Source organism: Halofilum ochraceum (assembly GCF_001614315.2).
Taxonomy (GTDB): domain Bacteria; phylum Pseudomonadota; class Gammaproteobacteria; order XJ16; family Halofilaceae; genus Halofilum; species Halofilum ochraceum.
In genome coordinates this window covers 43,100-68,295 of sequence record NZ_LVEG02000019.1, presented here as the reverse complement: position 1 = coordinate 68,295, position 25,196 = coordinate 43,100, and the positions used below count along the sequence as shown (strand labels likewise).

Here is a 25,196-nt window from a genome sequence, read left to right as displayed (position 1 = left end):
CGTGCGTACGGGAGATGTGCGTTCCGGGCGTGCGCGGATTCGGGTATCCCATGTAGGCCGGCTTTTCCCGGCGCCTTTTGGGCGTCAGGCATCCATCATTATCGGCCGCCGGGGAATGCCGGCGTTGCGCGGTGGGATCTTTCGGGCCGGTTTGTATCGTCGTGGACCGCGCAAAGCCGGCCTACGTATGGGGCGGCCTTCCCCGGCGCCCGTTGCGTGTCAGGTATACATTGTTATTGGGTGCCGGGGAATGCCGGCATTGTGCGGTGAAATTCTTTGGGCCGGTCTGTATTCTCATGGAGCGCGCAAGGCCGGCCTACGCCCGAGGGCGACGTACGTTGTTGGCCGAGCACAAAAAAATCCCGGCCGGGATGGGATCCTCGGCCGGGATGTTTTTTCTTTTTCTTCCGTTTTATGAAGAGCGGGGTCTTGTGGCGCCGCTGGTGACCGGTCCGGGGCTGGCCTGGGACGGTGGGCGTTCGATGCGGTTCTCCTTGCGGAGTTGCTCGAGCCACAGGTCGTGGTGTTCCGCGGCCCATTCTTCGCTGACGTAGCCGGTGGCCATGCCTTCGAAGGCGCCCTCGGTGCCGGCGGTGCCGATGTAGATGTGGCCGAAGGCGAGGGCGATCCAGGCGATGCCGACCCCGGCGTGGATCAGGTTCGCGAGCTGCATGGTGCCGCGGTCCTGGCCGAAGCCCGGGAAGTCGAGGATCAGGCCGGTGATGCACACGGCGCCGCCGCCGACGACGATGAACCAGAACCAGACCTTCTCACCGCCATTCATGCGCCCGGCCGATGCGTGCTGCTTGCCCATGCCACCGGCCTTGCGGAACCAGTCCAGATCCACCTTGTTGGGGATGTTGTGTCGCACCCAGGCGATGATCATCACCAGCACGGCGGCGGTGAACACGGGGCCGATGAAGTTGTGCAGCAGCTTCGAGAAATCGGCCCAGACCGCGAAGCCGGCGTGACCCATCAGGGGGATCAGGACGGCGCGGCCGAACAGCAGGCTGAGACCGGTGATCGCGAGGATGATGAACGAGATCGCCGTAACCCAGTGCAGTACGCGCTCCCAGGCCCGCCAGCGCAGGATCTTCTTGCCGGACAGTGGCTGATCGATGCGATTGCGGCCGTGGACGGCGTGGAAACCACCGATCGCCAGCAATGAGATGGCCATGAGCCACGGCAGGATGCCGGCGATCGGCCCGTTGCGCAGGTTGCGCCAGTTCTCGCCGCCGTTCTGGATCAGGCTGTTGGTGACATAGGGGCCCGAGGCCGATGTATAGCCTTCGGAGCCCTCGCGGACGTTACTCCAGGTCTCGCCGCGTGGATTGGTTTCCCACGCGGCCTCGTCCTGGGCGTAGGCCACGTATACGTAACCGCTGAGCGGGGCGGTCATCGCACCCACCAGGATCAGGACGAGACTCCAGATCATGGCGCGGCGATGCGCTTTTTTCGCCCGTCCGGTCGGCTGGGGTGATGCAGTGGTCATAACCGTATCCCCTTACTGGTAGGCACCAGCGTAGTTTTCGAGCCGGTCGCGCAGTGCCTGTTTCTGTTCGGCGCTGCGGGTGCGCTCGGACTCGAGTTTCTCCGCCTGGCTGCCCGAAACCCATGGTTCGGATATTGAGCCGGAACAGCCCGCCAGCATCAGAATGGCGATCCCGATCCCGGCGGCGCGTGCGAGGTTGTGCGTCATGGCGCGTGTCCTCCCGTGCTTTACCGGTCGGTGGCCGCGGTCTCGAAACGCTGGTCGAGTTCTTCGCGGAGATCCCCGGACTCGAGTTTATCGAGCAGCGGGTCCTTATCGCCCTTGTAGACACCGGGCTCGTATTGGTTCGGCGTCACGTCTTCGTAACAGCCGGCCAAGGCGAGCGGCGCCGCCAGGGCCAACGCAAATATTGCGTAGCGGCTCATGGTCCTCCCCCTTTTGGGCGTCACTCAGACGCCCGCGCCATAGGCCTTCTGCCAACCCCACGTATCGGGACGGCCGGAACGCTGCATTACGCGCTTGAGATAGATATCGGCGACCAGTTCGCCATCGCCGGCGAGCAGGGCCTTGGTCGAGCACATCTCGGCGCAGGCCGGCAGCTTGCCTTCCGCGACGCGGTTGGAGCCGTACTTCTCGTATTCCGCGTTGCTGTCGTCTTCTTCCGGACCGCCGGCGCAGAACGTGCACTTGTCCATCTTGCCGCGCTGACTGAACGCCGACTCCTCCGGGAACTGCGGCGCCCCGAACGGGCAGGCGTAGAAGCAGTACCCGCAGCCGATGCACAGGTCCTTGTCGTGCAGGACCAGACCGTCGGTGGTGGTGTAGAAGCAGTCCACCGGGCAGACCGCGGCACAGGGCGCGTCGGTGCAGTGCATGCATGCCACCGATACCGATTTCTCGCCGGGTTCACCGTCATCGAGGGTGATCACGCGCCGGCGATTGACACCCCAGGGGACCTCGTTCTCGTTCTTGCAGGCGGTGACGCACGCGTTGCATTCGATGCAGCGTTCGACGTCACAGAGAAACTTCATTCGTGCCATGTCGATACTCCTGCCAGCGGCGCGTTACGCCGTCGTGATCTCGCAAAGGGTCGCCTTGGTCTCCTGCATCTGAGTGACCGAGTCGTACCCGTATGTGGTCGCGGTGTTGCAGGCCTCGCCGCGGATGATCGGCGCGGTGCCCTCGGGGTAGCGATCGACCAGATCCTGCCCCTGGAACCAGCCGCCAAAGTGGAACGGCGTCCAGACCACGCCCCGGCCGACACGCGGTGTGACCATCGCGTGGACCTTGATGCGGCCGCCTTCAGGACCCTCGAGCCAGACCCATTGGCCGTTCTTGACGCCGCGGTCGTTGGCGTCCGCCGGGTTGATCTCGACGAACATCTCCTGCTGCAGCTCGGCCAACCAGGGGTTGGAGCGGGTTTCCTCGCCGCCGCCTTCGTACTCGGTCAGACGCCCGCTGATGAAGGCCAGCGGATAGTCGCCCGAGTAGTCGGTGGACTGGATCGAGGCGTAAGCCGTCGGCAGCCGCCAGAAGGCCTTGCGGTCCTCGTAGGTCGGGTACTGCTCGACCAGGTCGTAGCGCTGCGTGTACAGCGGCTCCCGGTGCACCGGCACGGGGTCGGGGAACTGCCACACGATGCAGCGCGCCTTGGCGTTACCGAAGGGCGCACATTCGTGCTTGATGGCGACCCGCTGGATACCGCCGGAGAGGTCGGTCTTCCAGTTGACGCCGTCGAGTTTGGCGCCCGCGGTGCCCGGGTCGAAGCTCATCTCCTCGAAATTCGACTCGTCGTCGACGCCGGCAACGGACTTGATGGTCTGGATTTCCTCACTGGTGAGTTCCGTGTGCCATCCGAGCTCGCGCAGCATCTTGAACGTGAACTCCGGATAGCCGTCATCGAGGTCGGAGTCCTTCGAGTACGCGCCCTCGGCCAGCAGGTTCTGGCCCTGGTATTCCGTGCCGAAACGGGCGCGGAAGGTGAGGCCGCCCTGCGATACGGGCTTCGAGGTGTCGTAGAGGACCGGTGTGCCCGGGTGACGCATCTCCGGCGGTCCCCAGCAGGGCCAGGGGAGGCCGTAAACCTCGCCGTCGAGATCCGTACCTTCGGCCCGCAGCGTTGTCGTGTTGAAAGCACCGCGATTGGCCATGTGGGCCTTGAGCCGTTCCGGGCTCTGGCCGGTGTAGCCGATGGTCCAGGTGCCGCGATTGATCTCGCGGAGTGTGTCCTCGGGGCTCGGCATGCCGTCTTCGATCTTGATGTTCTTGAACATCTGATCGGCGAAGCCGAACTTCTGCGCGAAGAGGTACAGCACCTCGGCGTCGGTCTTGGACTCGAACAGCGGGTCCACGACCTTCTCGCGCCACTGCAGCGAGCGGTTCGACGCCGTGACCGAGCCGGCCTGCTCGAACTGCGTGCAGGTCGGCAGCAGGTAGGTGTCGTTCTTGCGCTCGCTCATGACGGCCAGGTGCGTCGGGTAGGGGTCCGAGACCACCACCAGCTCGACCTCTTCGAGCGCCTTCTTCATCTCCGGCCCGCGGGTCTGGCTGTTCACGGCGTGCCCCTGGAAGAAGATCGCGTGGAACTTGTCCTTCTGCGACAGGTTCTCGCGGTCCTCGAGGATGCCGTCGATCCAGCGCGACACCGGCATGCCCGGGATGTTCATGGTGTAGGCCATCTGGCCGCCACCGGAATCGTACTGCTGCTCGGTATCGAAGCGGCCGCGGATGTACTCGTAGTCCACATCCCAAACCCGGGACCAGTGTCGCCATGCGCCCTCGGAGAGGCCGTAATAGCCGGGCAGGGTATGGCAGTTCGGGCCGACGTCGGTCGCGCCCTGGACGTTGTCGTGGCCGCGGAAGATGTTGGCACCGCCGCCTTCCTTGCCGATGTTGCCCAGCGCGAGCTGCAGGACGCAGTAGGCGCGGGTGTTGTTGTTGCCGATGTGATGCTGCGTGCCGCCCATGCACCACACGATCGTGCCGGGGCGGTTCTCGGCGAGCGTCTTCGCCGCCTGGAACATCTCTTCCTCGGGGACGCCGGTAACGTCTTCGACGACGTCCGGGGTCCACTTCGCGACTTCCTCGCGGATATCATCGAGGCCGAAGACGCGGGCGTTGATGTACTCGCGATCTTCCCACTCGTTCTCGAACACGTGCCAGAGCAGGCCCCAGATGAAGGCGACGTCGCTGCCCGGGCGCAGGCGCATGTACTGATCTGCGTGCGCCGCGGTGCGCGTGAAGCGCGGGTCGACGACGATCATGCGGGCGCCGTTCTCCTTGGCCCGGAGGATGTGCTGCATCGCGACCGGGTGCGCTTCGGCGGCGTTCGAGCCGACGAAGATCATCGACTTGCAGTTATGCATGTCGTTGTAGGAGTTCGTCATCGCGCCATAGCCCCAGGTGTTGGCTACGCCCGCGACCGTGGTCGAGTGGCAGATGCGCGCCTGGTGGTCGATGTTGTTCGTTCCCCAAAAGGCGGCGAACTTGCGCTGCAGGTAGGAGCCTTCGTTGCTGGCCTTGGAGGAACCGCACCAGAACACCGAGTCGGGTCCGGATTTCTCGCGGATCTCGAGCAGCTTGTCGCCGATCTCGCTGACCGCCTGATCCCAGGACAGGCGCTTCCATTTGCCGTCGACCAGTTTCATCGGATATTTGACGCGTTTCTCGCCGTGGCCGTGCTCACGCACCGAGGCGCCCTTGGCGCAGTGCGCGCCGAGGTTGAGCGGCGATTCGAAGTCCGGTTCCTGACCGGTCCACACGCCGTTCTGCACTTCGGCCATCACACCGCAGCCCACGGAACAGTGGGTGCAGACCGAGCGGCGGACTTCCGTCTCGACGCCGGCCTTGGGTGCGGTGTCCATGCGTTCGGCTTCGGCCCGACGCATCATGCCCGGGCCGAGCCCGGCGGCCATGGCGACGCCACCGGCGGTGATGCCCGAGCGGCGGAGGAATTCGCGCCGGTTGATGCCCGCACCGCCGTCAGGCGTGGTGTTGGCGATCTCTTCGGCGCCCGGGACGCTGCGCTTGCGGATCAGTTTCATGGTGACCTTCTCCCCTCGGGCCGGCTCAGCCGCGCGCCGTCTCGTAGTACTTGCGGATGTGATCCGTCTCGACGTAGCCCTGACTCGACGGGACTTCCACCGCCGTCGTCTGGGCCTGTGCTTCGGAGCCGTACCGCAGAATCAGTGCGCCGGTGCCGGCGGCGACGCCGAGCCCGGCGACGCTGCGAAAGAATGCTCTGCGGGAGCCACGGACCTGCTTCTGTCGCTCTTTCATGACTTCGATACTCCGCTGTGAGATGCGGTCGTGCGGGGCGCCTCGGCCCCGAGCCAACCGCGCTCGAACTCGACGAAGGCCGCACCCAGGCGGCCGACTGAACGGTAGAAATCGGCACTGTGTGCCGTCTGCATGTCGGCAAAGAAGTCCGGCATCCAGGAATCGATATGCTCGCTGAAGAAAATCCGCTGCGTGGACTCGTCCTGCCCCTCCGAGGGGTCCGCCAGCAGGCCCATCACCTCGGCGATCGCGGCGGCGTGATCCTCGGGCTCGCTCACGCTCTGCTGGCGCTCGAAACCGAGCAGGGCCAGGTCGCGGCGCAGGGCGACGAGGGGGCGGTCCATCAGGAAGCCGGTGCGATACCAGGAGGCATAGGGGACGAGTTCGCCGCGCCCGATACCGATGAAAAGGTCGTGGAATTCGTCGTCGAGCGGGCCTTGCTCGACGTGGCTGGCGGCGGTGGCGACGGCCGACCAGGCCTGGCCCAGTTCCCCGGGGTCGGAGTCCTCGTCCACGGAGGACGAGCCGGTCTGGGCGAGATGCGTGAGTAAGGAGGGATCGGGCGTACTTCGGAGCGCAGCGGCGAGGGCAAACCAGGTCACCGAGCGGAACACGGGGACCGAACTGCCCGGTGGAGGTGCCTCTACTTCACTGATGGTCTGACTGAACGTCATCGCATTTCCAGCGAACTGATGGTTCAAACATAAAACGTTTGTAACGGCCTGGCAAATGGATTGGCCACAATCGGTTTTTGCAAATAGGAGTTATTCGCATCGTGTAAAACGTGTATATGTTCCCTTCACGATCACCGATCCGAATATGTAAAAAAAACATTCTGGAACAAAAATTCGCGCTCATTAGTTGTTGACGTTGATCGAGCCCTGATCGCGCATCATCGCCTTCACGCGGCAGTCTTCGCAGAGCCAGAGGCGGCGGCGGGCCGCCTCGTCGGCGAACATCCAGTGCTGGGCGAGGCGTTCCTCCATGCGCTGGATGACCTTGACCGGCGCAAACGCCTTGCCACAGCCGGGGCACTGGTGCATCTCTTCTTCATTGAGTACGCGCTCTTCCGGTTCGACCTGGGCGGCGAAATCGATCCGTGGCTGCAGGACGATCGCGTCTTCGGGGCAGGTGGTCTCGCACATGCCGCACTGTACGCAGCGATCCTCGCGGAACTTGAGCTTCGGTTCGTCACCGCCGCCAAGTACGGCCTGGGTCGGGCAGACGGAGACGCAGGCCATGCACAGGGTGCAGGCGTCCTGGTCCACTTCGATCGTGCCAAGCGGTGACGCGGCGGGCAGCGCCTGGACGGTCGCGGTCGCGCCGGTCTGCCGATACAGGTGTTCGATGGCCCGGCGCATGCGTGCACGCTTGTCGCCGAGCCCGGCGAACGTAGCGGGTTCTCCGATCACGGGGGCGGCGTCACCGGTGAGGGCGCTTTCGTCGCCGCCGATGTCGACGATCCCGAGTCGCTCGGCGGGAATGGCCAGACCGGCGAGAACAGCCTGTGCGACTTCCATCTGGTCGGCGGTCGCCGCCCGTTCCGATGGCGGCGTGTCGCCCGGCATCGCCAGGACGACGCGACCGGCGCCGAAGGCCAGCGCGGCCAGCCAGGCGTCGGGGCCGATGCCGCCCGTGTCTTCCACTTCCACCGGCAGGACCGACTCCGGCAGGTCCGTGCGCCATGCGGCCAGCGCGCTCGCGCCGGCCTCGGCGTCGTGGAACAGGACGACCGGATTGCTGCCGCCGGCCTCGCGGTAGCGGCGCAGCAGCCGGCGCAGTTCGTCGACGATCTGCTCGCCCGAGGGCGCCGTGTAGGTGATCGCGCCGGTCGGGCAGGCGGTCGCGCAGCTGCCGCAGCCTAGGCACAGGAACGGGTCCACCTCGATCCGCTCGCCGAGCGAGTGGATGGCTTCCGTGGCGCAGCTGTCGAGGCAGTTCGTGCAGCCGCTCTGGCCGCGGCTGCCATGGACGCAGAGGTTCGGGTCGTAATCGAAATAGCGTGGCTTGTCGAAATCACCGACGAGGTCCGGCAGACCGTCCAGCACTTCGGCGAGCGCGGTCTCGTCACCGGGCGCGAAATACCCCAGGGGCAACTTCTGGCGCCGGATCGCCGCCGGCCGGTCCAGGTCGACCACCAGATCGAAGGTCTCGGCCGGGTCGAGGCCAAAGCCTTTGCACAGGTCCAGGCTCTGCTCGCCATCGTGGATCGAGATGCGGAACGCGCCCAGATAGCCGTCTACCCCCTCGGGCCGCGCACGCAGCAGGCGCGGCCCGAAATCCTCGATATCCGGGCGTTCGAGCCGGTCGCTGTCGGGATCGGTCGCGAGTACACGCACATCGAGCGATCCGTCGATCCGGCGCGCGGCCGCGGTGGCGGTCTCGAGCGGGCCTTTTACGAGTACGCGGTTGCCCGCGTTATAGGTCACGAAGGCGATGGGTTCCGGCGTCGCGCCGTGCCCGTGTGGGGTGTTGCATGCGGCCGCCCGGGCCTGCCCGTCGGTCGAGTCCGCCGGCAGTGCCGGTATCGCATCAGGTGGTGTCATCGGTATCCCGGTTGGTTGCCGTTCGCGCCGTGCCGGTGGCCTCCGGCGCATCGTCGGCGGGTGTCTGGTCATCCGTCGTCTCTGCCTGCTGCGCGTCCGTTGCCGGCGTGGCGTCCGTATACTCGTCCGGGGCGTGCTCGGCCTCGTCCCCTTCGGCGGTCCGCGCACGCTCCGCCTCGGCATCGCGCTCGGCCTGCTCGGCCTTGTCCTGTTCGCGCTGGCGCAGGCGCTCGGTGTGGTGGCGCATATGAGCGGTCACGGTGTTGCCGAGCGACTGGAACTGGGTGTAGTCCTCGTCGTAATCATCGAGGCCGTCGCGCACATTGAATTCGGGCGCCGAGAACAGCCGGCGCATGGCGGCGCGGCGGAACGCGCTGGAAACGCGCTTCGTGAGGTAGACGCTGAAGTCGCTGTCGCGGTCGAGCGTGTCCGGGTGGGGGAGATCCGCCTCCGCGTCCGCCGCTGCCGTCTGCTGGGCGGATCCGCTCGCTTCGGGGTCGTCAACGTCCCCGTTGTCGGCAGCGGGCGCCTGCGCATCCGTGTCGACCGGCGCTTCTGTCGCTTCGGCCTCTTCCGCCGGGCGGCCGTGTTCGGCCTCGTGTTTGCGCCGGGACCAGCGTGCGAGGAAGGAATCCTCGCTCCGGGTACGCCTGGAGCGGCGGCTATTTCCGTCGCTGGGCATCTTCGGCCTCCGCGGCCCAGTTGCGACGCTGGCGTTTGTGGGGTTTGACGGGCCGGTAGTGCTTCATCACGAACTCTTCCAGTTCGGTGACCAGTTCGGCCGGCAGCGGTGCGGAAAACACGGTGTCGTCGGTTTCCATGTGCGCGCCGGCTTCGTCGTAGTTCGCGGTCACGACGAAGGGTTCGAGGTCGATGTCGTGCCCGGGACGGCAGATCACGCACAGCGAAGGATCGCGGCCCACGAGGTTGTACCAATAGCTCTCGGCGGCATCGCGGAACATGAACACGCGCAGACCGGCCCACTCGAAATCGTGTTGTCCCTCCGACTGGTGGACGAGACGGCGTTCGCGCTGCTCGGGCGGGTCCGTATCCGGCAGCACCGCCAGCAGTTCCCAGCGCGGGATGCCCCAGGGCGAGTCGGGGTTCTCGCTGCGGCGCATGAGTACGCGTACCGGCCGGATCTTCTCCGGCCGGCCCTGACCGGTGCGGCCGTTCATCGCTGCCACCTGGCTTTCGTTGCGGTCATGCCTCAGGCCTCCGGGATGATACGGACCACCGGATGCGGGTTTTCCCAGCTCGCCTGTGGCTGTTCATGGGTATGGAACTGTTCCTCGACGTTGTCGTCCTCGCCGATCGAACGTTCCAGCGACAGGATCGTATTGACGGGGCGCTCGCAGAGACGGTCGACGAATGCGAGTTCCTCTTCCGCCTGGGCGCGTGCGGCCGCCTCGTCGGGCGCGCCGAATCGATCGATGAACACGGCGGTCAGCCGGTCGAGGGCGGCCTGCCGGTCGGCGTCGTTGACCTCGGCGATCGTGACCAGCGTGCCCCAGCCGAGGGAATCGAGCCCGAGGAAGCCGCGGCGGAACGCCTCGGCCGAACTGCCGCCGAGGCGCTCTGGCGGCACGTCGTCGAAGGTGAACATGAAGGTGCCCGGCACCGCGAGTTCGCCGGCCCTGGCGGCGGGCAGGTAGACCTCTGCATCCGAGTCGTCGAGTCGCAGTATTCGCAGCAGGCGCAAGATATTCCCCAATGGTGCGTGGTTTCAGAGATACTCTTCGACCGATCCCGGCGTCAAGGTTCGGCGCGTCGATGCGCCGCGGGCGGACTGGTCATCAGCCGATCGCGTTCCCTGTAGGAGCGAGCTTGCTCGCGATCGTGTGATGACAGCTGCCACGTTCACACGCCCGGAAGATGCGCGGATTGCACCGACGGGTTTTCATTCACGCCGGGCATTGCCGCCAGGCGTGTGCGGGCACGATCGCGAGCAAGCTCGCTCCTACAGGGCTCTCCAGATCACCGCAGCTGGCTGTCCTTGCTGCCGCGGCGGTTGTACAGGCTGTCGCGGCCGTGTTCCCGGTCGTGTTCCTCCTGGCAGGCGACACACAGCCGCACGCCGGGAAGGGCCTGACGGCGGGCCTCCGGGATCGGGCGATCGCACTCCTCGCAATGGGTCAGGCTCTCGCCCTCGGGCAGGGCCGAGCGCGCCCGCTGGACCTCATCGTTGATGGTACTCTCGATCTGCTCGTGGACGTCGTCTTCGTCGCCGAAGCCCTTGGCCATGATGGTCTGTCCCGTCGTTTTGCCCCTGCGATTACACGGGCGGTATGCACCCGGTGCTCGCCCGGTCACCGCTACACAGAGGATAGGCCCGGCCGATGTGCGGTGCCAAGTCGCGCGGCCCGCGTGGACAAGTACGGCCGTGGTGCACGATCATGGTGTCGGGCATGGCCCGGGGAGGTCGACATGATCGGCGCGATCGCAGGCGATATCATCGGTTCCGTCCACGAAGGCGCGGGCACGAAGACGCTGGATTTCCCGTTGTTCCATCGCCGCTGTCGTTTCACGGATGACAGCGTGCTGACGGTCGCGAGCGCCGCCTGCCTTCTGGATGGCGGGGATTACACCGATTACTACCATGACTACTTCCACGCATGGCCCGATGCCGGCTTTGGCGGGAATTTCTTCCAGTGGGCCGCGGCGCGCGATCGGCAGCCGTATTACAGCTATGGCAACGGGGCAGCGATGCGGGTGAGCCCGGTCGGGTTCGCGTGCGGGACGCTGGAGGAAGTGCTGCGCGAAGCCGAGCGCAGCGCCGCCGTCTCGCACGATCATCCGGAGGGGATCCGCGGCGCACAGGCCACGGCGACGGCGATCTTCCTTGCCCGCCAGGGCGAGGAGAAACCCGCCATCCGGGCACGGCTGGAAGAGCTGTTCGACTATGATCTCGGCCGCACCCTGGACGAGATCCGCCCGCGCTACCGCTTCGACGTCTCCAGCCAGGGGTCCGTGCCGGAGTCGATCATCGCGTTTCTCGAGGCGGATGATTATGAGTCCACCATCCGCAACGCCATCTCGCTCGGCGGAGATGCCGACACCATGGCCTGTATCGCCGGCGGGATCGCGGAGGCGTGGTACGGCGGCGTGCCCGCCGAGATCCGCACGGGTGCCCTGGAGCGCCTCGACCCGCGTCTGCGGGCCGTCACGGAGCGGTTCGTCGACCGGCACGGCGGCGGCCCCGACGGAGACCCGGGCTGAGACCTGCTACGGGATGCCGTCCGATCCACCGTTATCAATGCCGGGGCGGTTCCGGGCGGGGCTCGGACTCCGTGACCGGGATCGACTCGGCTTCGCCCGTTTTCGCCGCTACTCTTGTCCCGGATAGTGGCGGTTCTCCGGGGTCGCGCTGTCCATAAACCGCGTATTGCCGCAGAAACCAGACCAGTGCGATCGCCTGCAGGACGACGGTTGCGGCGAAGGCGATCCGGTAGCCGGTCGGGTCGTATTGGCGCGTGGCCGGATCTTCCCAGCCGCTCAATACCCCGCCGATCGCCCACTGGATGGTGAATGCCGCCACGAATACCAGCACGTTCAGGGCGGTGTTCGCCCGACCGGCGAGATGCCGGCCGAAGTGGCGCGACACCAGTGAATAGCTGAGGCTGCCCGAGGTGGCGAGGAAGCCGAGCCCCAGAAGCAGCAGCCAGAGCATGGGACCGGTCATGCCGACGGCGAGGAGCGTGACCATGATCATGAATGCCGTCATGCCGCCGGCCGCGATCGTCACTGGGCGCAGCCCGAGACGGGTAAGCCGTTCGGTGAGCAGTCCCAGCACGAGAAAACCGATGCCCATGCTGGCGGAGATGATCAGCAGATGGGTTGCGACGGCGCCGCGCTCGAGGCCGGCCACGTCGCGCAACCACGGGCCGGCCCAGAGGCCGTTGATTGCGAGAGACGTCCCCGATGACACCGCCGCCAGCGGGGCGATACCGAGGAAAAACCGGTCGCGGAATACGAACCGGAGACCGCGCAACTGATCGGCGAAGGTCGTGTGGCCGGGCGGTTCGTGATGATCGGGCACGATCGCGAACACCGCGAGCGATACGACCAGGGCGAACAGCCCGAGACCGATAAAGAGCGGTCGCCAGCCGAGCATTCCGAGGAACCACTCGACCGGCACCGTCGCGCTGATCGCCCCCAGCGCGCCGAAGGCAAGCAGGCACGCGTAGATCGACGGCAGGCGGTGCGGGGCGAACCACATGGCGAAGGCCTTGAACGAGGCCATCATGCAGCAGGAGACGCCGACGCCGATCAGCGCGCGGCCGATCGATAGACCCACCAGTCCGTCCGAGAGCGCGAACACGATCGATCCGGCAGCGGCGATCGTAAGCAGTACCGCCTCGACCCGGCGTGGCCCGAAGCGGTCGAGCAGGATGCCGAGCGGCAGCTGCAGGAGCGCGAAGGCGGCCAGGTACATGCTGGTGAGAAAGCCGAGCGCATCGGCCCCGAGGCCGGTGTCCGCGACGAGGTTCGGGGCGGCGACCGCGTTGACCGTACGGAATACGTAGGACAGGTAGTATCCCGCCGCAAACGGCATGAACAGACGCAGGACGAGTCCGGTGCGCAGACGCCCGGAGGCCGTGGTGGCTCCGCTCGGCGCGGCACCGGGATCCGTCGAGGACAAGGGAAAGTCCGTCAGGGTGAACGAGCGGCCAGTGTAAGGATCACGCGCCGGCCGGCAATCCGGTACCCGGTCGGCGGCGGCGTTTTTCGATGAAGTATTTCTCCAATTCGACGATGGGCACCACGAGGAACGTGAGCGGGATCAGCACCAGCCAGTACAGGGGAGGCAGCGCCGCCGAACCGAACAGCAGCTGCATCGGCGGGATGTACGTGAACGCGAGCTGCAACAGCACCACGATGCCGACGGAATACCACACCGCCACGTTGCCGCCGAGATCCCGCCAGTGGCGCAGTGGCCTGTTGAGCAGGCGGGCATTGAACAGATAAAAGGCCTCGAACAGGACCAGCGTATTGACCGCCGCGGTGCGGGCGACCTCCAGCTCGACGCCGGCGTGACGCAACAGACCGTACAACCCGAATGTGCCGACGAGCATGGTGAGCGCGACCAGTGCGATGCGCCCGACCAGAGCGGCCTCGATCATCGATTCTCCGGGCGGGCGGGGCGGGCGGCGCATGACCTCGCGCGCTGCCGGCTCGAATGCCAGTGACAGGCCGAGCGTGGCGGCCGTGACCATGTTGACCCAGAGAATCTGCACCGGTGTGACCGGCAGCTGCATCCCGGCGATGACCGCGGCGATGATGGCGAGCGCCTCGCCGCCGTTCGTCGGCAGCAGAAAGAGCACCGAGCGCTTGATGTTGTCGTAGGCGGTGCGCCCATAGCGCACGGCAGCCGCTATGGACGTGAAGTTGTCGTCCGTGAGCACGATGTCGGCCGCTTCCCTGGCGACTTCGGTGCCCTTGCGGCCCATGGCCACACCGACGTCGGCCCGCTTGAGCGCGGCGGCGTCGTTGACGCCGTCGCCGGTCATCGCGACCACTTGGCCCTGTGCCTGCAGGGCCTTTACCAGGCGCAGCTTGTGCTGCGGACTGACCCGCGCGAAGACGTCAACGCGCACGACTTCGGTCGCCAGGCGCTGGTCATCCATGGCGTCCAGATCATTGCCGGTCAGTACGGCGACGTCATCGTTATGGATCCCCATGCGTTTCGCCACGGCGGCGGCCGTCGTCGCGTGATCGCCGGTGATCATCTTCACGCGGATTCCAGCCTGCTGGCATTCGGCGACCGCCGTGAGCGCGTCCTCGCGGGGTGGATCGATCAACCCGACCAGGCCGAGCAGCTCCAGATCGCCCGCGACGTCGTCGTGGTCGAGATGTTCCTGATCCGCGGGCAGGGTGGTCCGGGCGAGTGCGAGCACGCGTTGGCCCTCGGCCGCGATCGCCTCGGCCCGTTCATGCCAGACCTCCCGGTCCAGGCGCTCAACCCCGCGAGCCGTGACCCTGCGGTCGCACATGCCGAGGATCTGTTCGGGCGCGCCTTTGACGTAAACACGCGTTCGGTCGTTCTCGCCGCCGTGCAGCGTCGCCATGTAGCGGTGTTCGGAGGCGAACGGCACGGCGTCGATCCGGGGCTGCCGCGCGGCTTCCGCATCCGGATCCAGGCCCGCCTTACGGGCCACCGTGATCAGTGCGCCCTCGGTCGGATCGCCCTGCAATTGCCACTGACCGGTCGTGTCGGCTTCGATGCTCGCATCGTTGCAGAGCAGGCAGGCGCGAAGCAGGTCGGTCAGACGCTCATCATCGAGCGGAGCCACCGTCTTCTCGCCACTGCGGAATTCGCCCTCGGGCGCATAGCCCGTGCCCGTGACATTCAGCGTATCGCCGTCTGGTGCCAGCGTGACCGCGGTCATCTCGTTGCGGGTCAGGGTGCCAGTCTTGTCGGAGCAGATCGTGTTGACCGAACCGAGCGTCTCGGCCGCGTGCATGCGCCGAACCACGGCATTGCGGCGGGCCATTGCCTGGATACCGACGGCCAGCGTGATGGTCATGATCGCCGGCAGCCCCTGTGGAATCGCCGCTACCGCGAGGCCCACCGCGGCCAGGAAGGCGTCCGTCCATGGCCAGGCACGTACGACCGTGGCCATCAGGAAGACCGCCGCCGCGATACCGATGATCGCGACAGTCAGGCGCTTGCCGAAGCGTCGCATCTGGCGGGTCAGCGGTGTCGCGACGTGTTCGACGCCCGCCAGCATGGTCGTCATGGCGCCCAGTTCGGTGCGACTGCCCGTGGCGCAGACAACCCCCTCGCCATCGCCGCTACTGACCAGGCTGCCCGAGAAGGCGAGGTTGCGACGATCACCAAGCGCCGCGTCCGGCGCCACCGGGTCCGTGATCTTGTCGACCGGTTCGGATTCGCCGGTGAGCGGCGATTCGTCGATGCGCAGTTCGCGTACCCGCGTCAGGCGCAGGTCCGCGGGAACTTTGTCGCCGGGACCGAGTATCACGATATCTCCCGGTACCAGTGACGCCGCGTCGATCGTGGTCCGCCGGCCATCCCGGCGCACGGTGGCCGTCGGCGTGAGCATGTTCCGGATTGCGGCCAGCGCGTGCTCCGCTCGGCCTTCCTGGAAGACGCCGATGATGGCGTTGATGACGACGATGCCGAGGATGGCGCCGGTGTCGACCCACTTTTCGAGCAGTGCGGTTACCGCTCCGGCCACCAGAAGGACGTAGACGAGGGTGTCGTTGAATTGTGCGGCGAAGCGCGACAGCGGCCCCCTCGATGCCGGCTCCGGTAATCGATTCTCGCCGTAGCGTTCACGGCGCTGCGCCGCCTCGTCCGCCGACAGCCCGTTACCCCGTGCATCGAGATCGCGCAGGGCGCGCGCCGTATCCAGGGCGTGGACCGGAGGTTTTTCAACGTTATCGGTACCGGTCCCGGACATCTGAAATCCCCTTGAGCTGAACCGGCCTGTGGCGCGGATTTAGTGGCGTCGTGTCCAGACGATCATAGATGGCAACGCAAGTTCTCGTGCCCCGGCCATTGGCTATATGCCTGCGCCCGCCAAGTCGCGCGGTCGTGGTGCTGGCCTGTCAGGCGCAATCCGTATCCACGCAGACCCGATTCCGCCCGCCGGCTTTGGCTTTGTACAAGAGCCCGTCCGTGCGCTGGAACCAGGCTTTCGGTGTATCGTCCGGTCGCGCCTCAGAGACGCCGATGGAAACGGCGACCGGGCCGATACCCCGAATGGGTGTGCGGCGGATCCAACGACGGATCTTCTCGGCCATGCGGCCCGCGGCTTCATTGCCGGCGCCGTCCGCGATCACGACCAGTTCCTCGCCGCCGTAGCGGAACACGCTGTCCCCCGCACGCACCGAGTGCTCGATCAGACGGGCCACTTCGATCAGCACGCGGTCGCCGGCCTCGTGGCCGTGGCGGTCGTTGACCCGCTTGAAGTGGTCGATATCGATCGCGAGCAGGGCGATCGGCGTGCCCACTTCGAGCCGTTTGCGCAGGGCGTTCATCAGCGCCGGCTCGAAGGCATGACGATTACCGATGCCGGTGAGGGCATCGCGTTCGGCCATCAGGCGCAGGTTCGCGCGGCTGTGACGCATGCCAGCGGCGAAGATGAGGGCCAGTACGTTGTTGGCGGCCAGTGGTGCGATGAATCCGGCGATCTCCGGCCAGGCGCCAAGGGACAGGGCCTGGGGGGCAATGGCGAGGAAGGTCGCCGCGTTGACCCGCAGCGCGCTTGCCGGGCGAAGCAGAAAAAACGTCGCCGTGGTAACCGGGTAGGCCCAGAACAGCATGTTGGTGCCGAACAGCCAGGTGATCGCGACCAGGGTGAGAGCGAAGACGGCGACGAGCACCGGTGCCGCATGTTCGGTGCGGCCGGTCCGCCAGACGAAACAGCCGATCGCAAGCGCGATGCCGGCGATCGTCAGGTCCAGTGTCCCGTGCGCCCAACTCCCCTCGGCCATCCGGATGAGGCCGAAGGGGACGATGAAAACGATGGCCAGCCCGGAGAAGAGGAGTACGATCGATTCTTCGAACGGCCGCACCTGCAGGCGGTCGAGTATTCCCTGACTCGTATTCGTTGGCATGTTTGCCGCGCTCACTGTATAGGTTCGGGTATCCATTCCCTGGCCCAATCGCCGTACGGGCGACCGCATGGTACAGCCTCGACGGAGGGCGTACCCTACCCGATTTTCCGGGCCCGGGCCCGCCCCCGAATGCGCGGATTCGCGGCCATGCGCGCCACCGGTAGTGAAGGGACGATGATCGGACGAAAATCGGGGCCGTGTGGCGCTACACTGGCAGCGTTGCACGCGTTACAGTGCGCTCCATAAGTAAGCTCCCGTACCCATTACCGCAGCATCCCTGCTGCCACGGCCACTTTGATGATCGCCCCCAGACAGCTGTTCCGTGTCGTCCTGTGCCTGCTCCCGTTCGCCGGCAGCGCCCAGGCGGCGACGGTCGATGCATTCGCCGCCTGCGTCTCGGACCTCCGCGAAGAGGCCGCCCGCCAGGATATCTCCACCGCCGTCATCGAAGAGAGTCTGGCGCAGGTGGAGCGTGTCGAACGCGTGGTCGAGCTTGACCGGTCCCAGCCGGAATTCACCACGCCATTCAGCGAGTACCTGGGGCGCCGGGTCACGGATACGCGGGTGGAGCGCGGCCGCGAACTGCTTGATCGCCATGAGGATCTGCTGCGCGACATCTACCGCGAATATGGTGTGCCACCGCGCTACCTGGTCGCGTTCTGGGGCATGGAAACCAATTTCGGCAGCTACTTCGGCGGCGTATCGACGCTGGATGCGCTCGCGACGCTCGCCTGTGACGAGCGGCGCAGCGGTTATTTCACCGAGCAGCTGATGGCGGCCCTGCGCATCGTCGACGAGGGCGCAATCCCGGCGGATCGCATGGAGGGCTCCTGGGCGGGCGCGCTCGGACACGTGCAGTTCATGCCGTCGGTGTTCGCGGAGTATGCGGTCGACTACGACGGCGACGGGCGGCGCGACCTGTGGAACAGCGTGCCGGACGCGATGGCCTCGGCGGCGAATTTCCTGCGGGGGATCGGTTGGAAACCGGGCTGGCGCTGGGGGCGGGAGGTGACACTGCCGGCGGATTTCCCGTACGAACTGTCGGGCTATGACAATCGTCGCGCCATGCACGAATGGAAGGAGCTTGGGGTTCGCACCGCCTATGATCGTCCCCTTTCAGCGGCAGACGCCAAAGCGGCCCTGATCGTGCCCTCGGGTCACGAGGGACCGAAGTTCCTGGTCTACGACAACTTCAAGGTCATCATGCGCTGGAACCAGTCCGAGTTCTACGCGCTTTCGGTGGGCCATCTGGCCGATCGGCTGGCGGGCGCCTCCGGGCTGATGAATCCGCCACCGGACAATGCCCCGCGGATGACGCGCGATGATGTCATCGCCCTGCAGGAACGATTGAACCAGCGCGGGTTCGAGGCGGGTCCGGCCGACGGCATCCCGGGGCCCAAGACGCGCGCGGCCATACGCCGGTTCCAGAAAGAGCAGGGGATGATCGCGGACGGGTTCGCTTCGCGGGAAGTGCTCGACCGGTTGTCCCTGCAGGTGGCCGAGCATGCGGAGGACTGATCCCGGTCCCTCCGGGGGCGCCGGCAGGGCCCCAGACCGGTCCGCCGATTACAGTAGCAGGGGCGCGATCGTCAGGCTGACGATCCCGAGCAGCTTGATCAGGATGTTCATTGAAGGCCCCGCCGTGTCCTTGAAGGGGTCGCCCACGGTATCGCCGATCACCGCGGCATCGTGGGCGGCCGAGCCCTTGCCGCCGTGCGCGCCCCTCTCGATCAGCTTCTTCGCGTTGTCCCACGCGCCGCCGGCGTTGGCCAGGAACAGCGCGAGGACCACACCGGTGGGCAACGCCACGCCCAGCATGCCGCCGACCGCTCCCGGGCCGAGTACGACGCCCACCAGGATGGGGACGGCGAGTGCGGTCCCGCCCGGCAGCAGCATGCGCGTCAGCGCGGCGTTCGAGGCGATGTCGGTACAGCGATCGCTGTCGGGTGGGACCTTGCCCTCGCGCAGGCCCGGGATCTCGCGGAGCTGGCGTCGGATCTCGACGATCATCTGCTGGGCGGTGCGTCCCACCGCGGTCATCGTCATCGCACTGAAAAGGAAAGGCAGCAGGGCGCCGATGAATCCGCCCAGCAGTACCATGGGGTCGGCCAGGTCCAGGACGAAGCCGGGCTGCGCCTGGCGCACGGTCTCCACATACGCGCTCATCAATGCCAGCGCCGTCAACGCGGCCGCGCCGATCGCGTAGCCCTTGCCGATCGCCGCGGTGGTGTTGCCGATGGCGTCCAGCTCATCCGTGATCGCGCGGGTCTCGCTGCCCATATCGCCCATCTGGGCCAGCCCCCCTGCGTTGTCGGCGATCGGGCCGTAGGCGTCGATAGCCATCACCATGCCGGTCGTCGCCAGCATGCCCGTGGCGGCCAGTGCGACGCCGTAGAGGCCAGCGAGTTCCGTTGCCGCATAGAGCGCGACGCCGACGGCGATCACGGGCAGGGCGGCCGATTCCATGCCGAGCGCGATGCCGCGGATCACCACGGTGGCCGCGCCGGTCTCCGCCGCTTCGGCCAGACCGCTGACGGGGCGTCCGCGGGTGTAGAGCTCGGTGACCCCGCCGATCACGATGCCGGCGACGCTGCCCGCCAGCACGGCGAGCCACAGCGCCATCGGGAGCGCAGCCAGGTGAACGCCCACGAGGGCGGTCACCAGAAACAGCGTGGTGGCGCCGCCCACCCCGAGGCCGAGGGCGAGGTCCGGCCGCCGGCCAGCGGTCATGTACACCAGTCCCAGGGCCAGCAGTGATGCGACGAGCCCGGCTGCGCACAGTGCGAGCGGCAGCGCCAGCAGGCTCGCCCGGCCGCCGAGCGCGGTGGCCTCGGCCTGCGGGAGTACGAGCGCGATCGCGCTGGCCGCGATGATTGCGCCGCAGTACGACTCGAACAGATCGGCACCCATCCCGGCCACGTCACCGACGTTGTCGCCGACGTTATCGGCGATCACGCCGGGGTTGCGGGCGTCGTCCTCCTCGAGGCCGGTCTCGATCTTGCCCACGAGGTCCGCGCCGATGTCCGCACCTTTGGTGAAGATGCCGCCACCGACACGTGCGAACAGCGCGACCGCCGACGCGCCCATGCCGAACGCGCTCAGGGTCGAGGTACCCGCCCCGTCGCGCCCGAGCAAGAGGATCAGGGACGCCAGTCCGAGCAGGCCGAGTGAGGACACCGTGACCCCCATGACTGCACCGCCTGAAAAGGCGGCCGACAGCGCAGGCCCGCGCCCGCGGTCGCGGGCCGCTACGGCCGTGCGGACATTGGCGCGCGTGGCGGCCGCCATGCCGATCGCACTGGCCAGGCCCGACAGCAGGGCGCCGGCAAGGAACGCGGCACCGGCGGCGGGGCCCAGTGTCCAACCGAGCGCGATACTGGCCGCGACGGCGATGGGCGCCAGCCTGATGTACTCGTGGGTCAGGAACAGGCGCGCGCCGTGTCGGATGGCCGCGGTCCGGGCGTTGGTCGCCGCATCGGCGGTCGGCCAACGCCCGACTGCTACATACAGTCCAAGCGCGGCGAGCAATCCAGCGACGGCGATCAGCAGGGTGATCGATTCGGGTGTCAACGGCAGCTCCTTGCGGCGATGTGGTCGATGCGTCGAGCAGGATACCGTCTGATCGCCCCGAGGCGAGTCTGCCGATCGAACTCATGGAGCGGATGCTCGTCCGGTGGGCGATTCGTGCCCGCGTGCACTGTGATTATGGACGGAGGCACGAGCGAACTATTGAATCAGCGGCGCAACGCTGTACAATCCGCGCCGAGCACGAAAGGCGCGTAGCTCAGCTGGTTAGAGCACCACCTTGACATGGTGGGGGTCGTTGGTTCGAGTCCAATCGCGCCTACCACGAATCCCGGGCCAGCCGTGATTTTCACGCTGGCCCGTTTGTTTTTCGGGGTCCCGGAAACGGGAGCCCGCGATCACGTGGCCCGGCGTAGGGGTCACCACTGATGGGGAAAGATATGCCGGAAATCACCCTCCCGGACGGCAGCCGCCGTCACTTCGATCAGCCCGTCACCGTCGCGGATGTCGCGGCCGATATCGGCCCTGGGCTCGCGAAGGCCGCCGTCGGCGGCCGGGTCGATGGCGAACTCGTCGATACCGATTGCACGGTCGATCACGACGCCGAACTCGCCATCGTCACGCCGAAAGACGAGGACGGCCTGCACATGATCCGTCACTCGACCGCGCACCTGATGGCGCAGGCCGTACAGCAGCTCTATCCCGAGGCGCAGGTGACGATCGGGCCGGTGATCGAGGACGGGTTCTATTACGACTTCGCGTATGAGCGATCCTTTACGCCGGAGGACCTCGAGGCCATCGAGGCGCGCATGACGGAGCTGGCGCAGGCCGATATCCCGGTCGAGCGTTCGGTGATGGATCGCGACGAGGCGATCGCGTTCTTCCTGGAGAAGGGCGAGAAGTACAAGGCCGAGATCATCCGCGAGATCCCGCAGGGCGAGACCATCTCGCTCTACCGCCAGGACGATTTCATCGACCTGTGCCGGGGGCCGCACGTGCCGAGTACCGGGCGTCTCGGCGCGTTCAAGCTGACCAAGGTGGCGGGCGCCTACTGGCGCGGCGACTCGAACAACGAGATGTTGCAGCGCATCTACGGCACCGCCTGGCCCGACAAAAAGCAGCTCAAACAGTACCTGCACCGGCTGGAAGAGGCCGCGAAGCGCGACCACCGCAAGCTGGGCCGGCAGCTCGACCTGTTCCACTTCCAGGAAGACGCGCCGGGCATGGTCTTCTGGCACGAGCGGGGCTGGGCGCTGTATCGGGTGCTCGAAGACTACATGCGCGCGCGCCAGCTGGAGTACGGCTACGAGGAGGTGCACACGCCGCAGATCCTCGACCGCGATCTCTGGAAGCGCTCGGGGCACTGGGACAAGTTCCGCGACAACATGTTCTCGACTTCGATCGAGGATCATGACTACGCGATCAAGCCGATGAACTGCCCGGGGCATGTCCAGCTCTTCAATCAAGGCTTGAAGAGTTATCGCGATCTCCCTGAAAAGATTGCGGAATTCGGTGTCGTTCACCGCAACGAGGCCTCGGGTACGCTGCACGGCCTGATGCGCGCGCGGCGCTTCACCCAGGACGATGCCCACGTGTTCTGCACCGAGGATCAGCTGCAGGCGGAGATCGCCGAGCTGATCGATATGACGCTCCAGGTGTATGGCGATTTCGGCTTCGACGACATCGATATCGCGCTGTCGCTGCGGCCGCCGGAAAGGGTCGGGTCGGACGCGGCCTGGGATCGCTCCGAGCAGGCGCTGAAAGAGGCGCTGGATGCGCGTGGGCTCGATTATGTGGTGCAGCCCGGCGAAGGCGCTTTCTACGGGCCGAAGATCGAGTTCGTCCTCAAGGACTGCCTGAACCGGGCATGGCAATGCGGCACGATCCAGCTCGATTTCTCGATGCCGGGTCGTCTCGGTGCCCAGTACGTGGACGAGCACGGCGAGAAGAAAGTGCCGGTGATGATCCACCGCGCCATCCTCGGTTCCATGGAGCGGTTCATCGGGATCCTGATCGAGCACTTCGAGGGCCGGCTGCCGACCTGGCTCGCCCCTGCGCAGGCGGTGGTGCTCAATATCACCGATGACCAGGCCGAAAGGGCCAGGGAAATCGAAAAATCCCTGAAAAAGCAGGGAATTCGCGCGTTTGCCGACTTGAGGAACGAGAAGATCGGCTATAAAATCCGCGAGCACACGCTCCAGCGTATCCCGTACATGCTGGTGATCGGCCAACGGGAGCTGGAAACCGGGGCCGTGGCGGTACGCACCCGCGACGGCCAGGATCTCGGCAGCCGTCCCTTCGAGGAAGTGGCCGCCGGCCTGGCCGAAGAGGATGCCAGCCACGGTCGTTTCGTTTTGGAGGGGTCTTAATATCGCTCAGGAAAAGAAGAACCGGCGCAACGAGCAGATCGATACGCCGCAGGTGCGGCTGATCGGCTCGGACGGTGAGCAGGTCGGTATCGTCAACGTCGAGGAAGCAATCGAGGCGGCCAAAGAGGAGAACCTGGACCTGGTCGAGGTTGTCCCGAATGCCGAGCCGCCGGTCTGCCGGATCATGGATTACGGCAGATTCCGGTTCGAGCAGAGCAAGAAAAAGAATGCCGCCCGCAAGAAGGCGAAGCAGATCCAGATCAAGGAAGTGAAGTTCCGTCCGGGCACGGAAGAGGGCGATTACCGGGTCAAGATGAAGAATCTGACCAAGTTCCTCGAACAGGGGGACAAGGCCAAGGTGACGCTTCGCTTCCGCGGCCGTGAAATGGCGCACCGCGAGATCGGCTCGCGGCTGCTCGAGCGGGTCCGCAACGATCTCGAGGAGATCGCGACGGTGGAGCAGTTTCCGAAGATGGAAGGCCGCCAGATGATCATGGTGCTGGCGCCGCGCAAGAACCGGTAACAACTGATGTGTCGTAGCCCGGATGAAGCGAAGCGTAATCCGGGAACGCGGGCCCCGACTGGATAGACTGTCGGAGCCGTTTCGTCGGCCCGCGGGCCGGCGAGACCAAAACGGGATGCACAGGGCATCCCGCCCCGAGCTGCAGTGGCTCTCCGACTCGGCCGGGGGATCTTATCCACGAACGGGAGTGCAACATGCCGAAAATGAAGACCAACCGTGGGGCGGCGAAACGCTTCGGGCGTACCGCCAGCGGCAAGTACACGCACAAGCAGTCGCATCTGCGCCATATCCTCACCAAGAAGGATACGAAGCGGAAGCGCAATCTGGGTAAGCGTGACATCGTCGAACCGCAGGATTCCGGCCATCTGCGCCGGCTGCTGCCCTACCTCTAAGGAGAATCGACGATGGCACGAGTAAAACGGGGCGTTACCGCCCACGCGAAGCACAAGAAGGTTCTCGACAAGGCGAAGGGGTATTACGGCGCGCGCAGCCGGACGTACCGCACCGCGAACCAGGCGGTCATCAAGGCTGGGCAGTACGCCTATCGGGACCGCCGTCAGCGCAAGCGCCAGTTCCGGCGCCTGTGGATCGCGCGCATCAACGCCGCGGCGCGGGAATTCGGTCTGTCGTACAGCCGCATGATCAACGGCCTGAAGAACGCCGAGGTCGAGGTCGACCGCAAGGTGCTGGCCGATATGGCGGTGCACGACAAGCCGGCCTTCGGCGCGCTCGCCGAGAAGGCGAAGGCCAACCTCGAAGGCTGATAGACCGTTGTCCGGGCCGCTGCGGCGGCCCGGACGACATTCCTCCCCGCCCGCTCCTCCGGGCATCGACATCGGGATATCGACACGACCGTGGCGCTGGATCTCGACGAACGGATCGCGACGGCCGAACAGGCCATCGACGAGGCGACCGATCTGGACGCGCTCGAACGCGTACGCGTCGACTACCTCGGCAAGAAAGGCGTCCTCACCCAACAGCTGAAGGCGCTGGGGCAGCTGCCGGCCGATGAGCGTCCCGCCGCCGGCCAGAAGATCAATCAGGCGAAACAGCGGCTCAACGAGCGCATCGAGGCGCGGCGAAGCACGCTCGCGGAGGCCGCGCTGAACGCGCGGCTGGAACGGGAAGCACTCGACGTGACCCTGCCGGGGCGCGGTATCGACCGCGGCTCGATCCATCCGGTCACGCGCACGATCCGCCGCATCGAATCGCTGCTCGGCGATCTCGGCTTCCGCAGCGTCAGCGGCCCCGAAGTCGAGGACGATTACCACAACTTCGAGGCCCTCAATATCCCGGCCGATCATCCGGCGCGGGCGATGCACGATACGTTCTATTTCCCGGACGGACGGCTGCTGCGCACGCATACTTCGCCCGTGCAGATCCGGGTGATGGAGGAGCAGGGACCGCCGCTGCGGGTGATCGCGCCCGGCCGGGTGTATCGCTGCGACTCCGATCTGACGCACACGCCGATGTTCCATCAGGTCGAGGGGCTGCTCGTCGATACCGACGTGGCCTTCAGCGATCTCATGGGGCATCTCGAGGAGTTCCTGAACCGGTTTTTCGAACGCGAGGATCTGCCGATCCGCTTTCGGCCGTCCTACTTCCCGTTCACCGAGCCCTCCGCCGAGGTCGATATCGGCTGCGTGATGTGCGGCGGCGAGGGTTGCCGCGTCTGCGGGCACAGCGGCTGGCTCGAGGTCCTCGGGTGCGGCATGGTTCATCCGGAGGTATACGGCGCCGTCGGCATCGATGCCGAGGCGTGGACCGGGTACGCGTTCGGCATGGGCGTCGAGCGCCTCGCGATGCTGCGCTATGGGGTCAACGATCTGCGTCTGTTCTTCGATAACGATCTGCGTTTCCTGAAGCAGTTCGGATGATCA

23 protein-coding genes and 1 tRNA gene are annotated in these 25,196 nt (G+C 66.2%); 8 read left to right on the top strand and 16 right to left on the bottom strand.

The window, feature by feature from the left end; translation table 11 throughout:
- Nucleotides 1-412: 412 nt before the first annotated feature.
- The 12 genes from A0W70_RS14890 to A0W70_RS14840 form a co-directional block, all read right to left on the bottom strand.
- Nucleotides 413-1,492: a formate dehydrogenase subunit gamma gene (locus A0W70_RS14890; protein WP_070989864.1), complete on the bottom strand. Its 1,080-nt coding sequence runs from the start codon at nt 1,490-1,492 to the stop codon at nt 413-415.
- A 12-nt stretch (nt 1,493-1,504) separates the two neighbouring features.
- Nucleotides 1,505-1,699 (bottom strand): hypothetical protein, encoded by a 195-nt coding sequence (locus tag A0W70_RS14885; protein WP_070989862.1) that lies wholly within the window; start codon nt 1,697-1,699, stop codon nt 1,505-1,507.
- Between the two features lie 20 nt (nt 1,700-1,719).
- Entirely contained in the window at nt 1,720-1,917 is a 198-nt protein-coding gene (locus A0W70_RS16835; protein WP_139150895.1) for a hypothetical protein, read from the bottom strand.
- Nucleotides 1,918-1,941: 24 nt separating this feature from the next.
- Nucleotides 1,942-2,532, bottom strand: a complete 591-nt coding sequence (fdh3B, locus tag A0W70_RS14880; RefSeq protein WP_070989860.1) for a formate dehydrogenase FDH3 subunit beta — start codon at nt 2,530-2,532, stop codon at nt 1,942-1,944.
- Between the two features lie 24 nt (nt 2,533-2,556).
- Nucleotides 2,557-5,535 carry a formate dehydrogenase subunit alpha gene (locus A0W70_RS14875; protein ID WP_070989858.1) on the bottom strand — a complete coding sequence of 993 codons (2,979 nt, stop codon included), beginning with the start codon at nt 5,533-5,535 and terminating at the stop codon, nt 2,557-2,559.
- A gap of 25 nt (nt 5,536-5,560) precedes the next feature.
- The gene (locus A0W70_RS14870; protein WP_070989856.1) at nt 5,561-5,770 is read right to left on the bottom strand and encodes a hypothetical protein; all 210 of its coding nucleotides are present in this window, start codon (nt 5,768-5,770) and stop codon (nt 5,561-5,563) included.
- On the bottom strand, nt 5,767-6,444 hold the full coding sequence (locus tag A0W70_RS14865; RefSeq protein WP_083331051.1) for a TorD/DmsD family molecular chaperone: 678 nt from the start codon (nt 6,442-6,444) through the stop codon (nt 5,767-5,769). The genes A0W70_RS14870 and A0W70_RS14865 overlap by 4 nt, the downstream gene beginning before the upstream one ends.
- A 183-nt stretch (nt 6,445-6,627) precedes the next feature.
- A complete protein-coding gene (locus A0W70_RS14860) occupies nt 6,628-8,316 on the bottom strand; it encodes a 4Fe-4S binding protein (protein WP_070989854.1) in 1,689 nt (562 codons plus the stop codon).
- A complete protein-coding gene (locus A0W70_RS14855) occupies nt 8,303-8,998 on the bottom strand; it encodes a DUF3306 domain-containing protein (RefSeq protein ID WP_070989852.1) in 696 nt (231 codons plus the stop codon). The genes A0W70_RS14860 and A0W70_RS14855 overlap by 14 nt, the downstream gene beginning before the upstream one ends.
- Nucleotides 8,979-9,494, bottom strand: a complete 516-nt coding sequence (locus A0W70_RS14850) for a DUF3305 domain-containing protein (protein ID WP_070989849.1) — start codon at nt 9,492-9,494, stop codon at nt 8,979-8,981. The genes A0W70_RS14855 and A0W70_RS14850 overlap by 20 nt, the downstream gene beginning before the upstream one ends.
- Nucleotides 9,495-9,526: 32 nt before the next feature.
- The gene (locus A0W70_RS14845; RefSeq protein ID WP_139150894.1) at nt 9,527-10,018 is read right to left on the bottom strand and encodes a DUF6505 family protein; all 492 of its coding nucleotides are present in this window, start codon (nt 10,016-10,018) and stop codon (nt 9,527-9,529) included.
- Between the two features lie 275 nt (nt 10,019-10,293).
- Nucleotides 10,294-10,560 (bottom strand): DksA/TraR family C4-type zinc finger protein, encoded by a 267-nt coding sequence (locus A0W70_RS14840; RefSeq protein WP_070989845.1) that lies wholly within the window; start codon nt 10,558-10,560, stop codon nt 10,294-10,296.
- A 183-nt stretch (nt 10,561-10,743) separates the two neighbouring features.
- Here A0W70_RS14840 and A0W70_RS14835 point away from each other — a divergent pair, with 183 nt between their 5' ends.
- The gene (locus A0W70_RS14835) at nt 10,744-11,535 is read left to right on the top strand and encodes an ADP-ribosylglycohydrolase family protein (protein WP_070989839.1); all 792 of its coding nucleotides are present in this window, start codon (nt 10,744-10,746) and stop codon (nt 11,533-11,535) included.
- Between the two features lie 34 nt (nt 11,536-11,569).
- Here A0W70_RS14835 and A0W70_RS14830 read toward each other — a convergent pair whose 3' ends face one another.
- From A0W70_RS14830 to A0W70_RS14820, 3 genes are all read right to left on the bottom strand, one after another.
- A complete protein-coding gene (locus tag A0W70_RS14830) occupies nt 11,570-12,958 on the bottom strand; it encodes an MFS transporter (protein WP_070989836.1) in 1,389 nt (462 codons plus the stop codon).
- 40 nt (nt 12,959-12,998) lie between these two features.
- On the bottom strand, nt 12,999-15,740 hold the full coding sequence (locus tag A0W70_RS14825) for a cation-translocating P-type ATPase (RefSeq protein ID WP_070989834.1): 2,742 nt from the start codon (nt 15,738-15,740) through the stop codon (nt 12,999-13,001).
- 148 nt (nt 15,741-15,888) lie between these two features.
- Nucleotides 15,889-16,899, bottom strand: coding sequence for a GGDEF domain-containing protein (locus A0W70_RS14820; RefSeq protein ID WP_070989832.1), 1,011 nt, complete (start codon nt 16,897-16,899; stop codon nt 15,889-15,891).
- Between the two features lie 297 nt (nt 16,900-17,196).
- Between A0W70_RS14820 and A0W70_RS14815 the strand changes: the two genes are divergently transcribed.
- Entirely contained in the window at nt 17,197-18,417 is a 1,221-nt protein-coding gene (locus A0W70_RS14815; RefSeq protein ID WP_070989830.1) for a lytic murein transglycosylase, read from the top strand.
- A 48-nt stretch (nt 18,418-18,465) separates the two neighbouring features.
- Here A0W70_RS14815 and A0W70_RS14810 read toward each other — a convergent pair whose 3' ends face one another.
- Nucleotides 18,466-20,469 (bottom strand): sodium-translocating pyrophosphatase, encoded by a 2,004-nt coding sequence (locus A0W70_RS14810; RefSeq protein WP_070989828.1) that lies wholly within the window; start codon nt 20,467-20,469, stop codon nt 18,466-18,468.
- Nucleotides 20,470-20,672: 203 nt separating this feature from the next.
- On the opposite strand from A0W70_RS14810, the gene A0W70_RS14805 reads away from it, so the two are divergent.
- From A0W70_RS14805 to pheS, 6 genes are all read left to right on the top strand, one after another.
- Nucleotides 20,673-20,749 (top strand) — tRNA-Val (locus A0W70_RS14805).
- A 115-nt stretch (nt 20,750-20,864) separates the two neighbouring features.
- Complete coding sequence (gene thrS, locus A0W70_RS14800; protein ID WP_070989933.1) at nt 20,865-22,793, top strand: threonine--tRNA ligase; 1,929 nt, start codon at nt 20,865-20,867, stop codon at nt 22,791-22,793.
- Complete coding sequence (infC, locus tag A0W70_RS14795) at nt 22,756-23,316, top strand: translation initiation factor IF-3 (RefSeq protein WP_075109888.1); 561 nt, start codon at nt 22,756-22,758, stop codon at nt 23,314-23,316. Before thrS ends, infC begins: the two co-directional genes overlap by 38 nt.
- Nucleotides 23,317-23,510: 194 nt before the next feature.
- Nucleotides 23,511-23,708, top strand: coding sequence for a 50S ribosomal protein L35 (rpmI, locus tag A0W70_RS14790; protein ID WP_070989826.1), 198 nt, complete (start codon nt 23,511-23,513; stop codon nt 23,706-23,708).
- Between the two features lie 12 nt (nt 23,709-23,720).
- The gene (gene rplT / locus A0W70_RS14785; RefSeq protein ID WP_070989824.1) at nt 23,721-24,080 is read left to right on the top strand and encodes a 50S ribosomal protein L20; all 360 of its coding nucleotides are present in this window, start codon (nt 23,721-23,723) and stop codon (nt 24,078-24,080) included.
- Nucleotides 24,081-24,176: 96 nt separating this feature from the next.
- Nucleotides 24,177-25,193, top strand: a complete 1,017-nt coding sequence (gene pheS / locus A0W70_RS14780; RefSeq protein ID WP_070989929.1) for a phenylalanine--tRNA ligase subunit alpha — start codon at nt 24,177-24,179, stop codon at nt 25,191-25,193.
- Nucleotides 25,194-25,196: the final 3 nt, after the last annotated feature.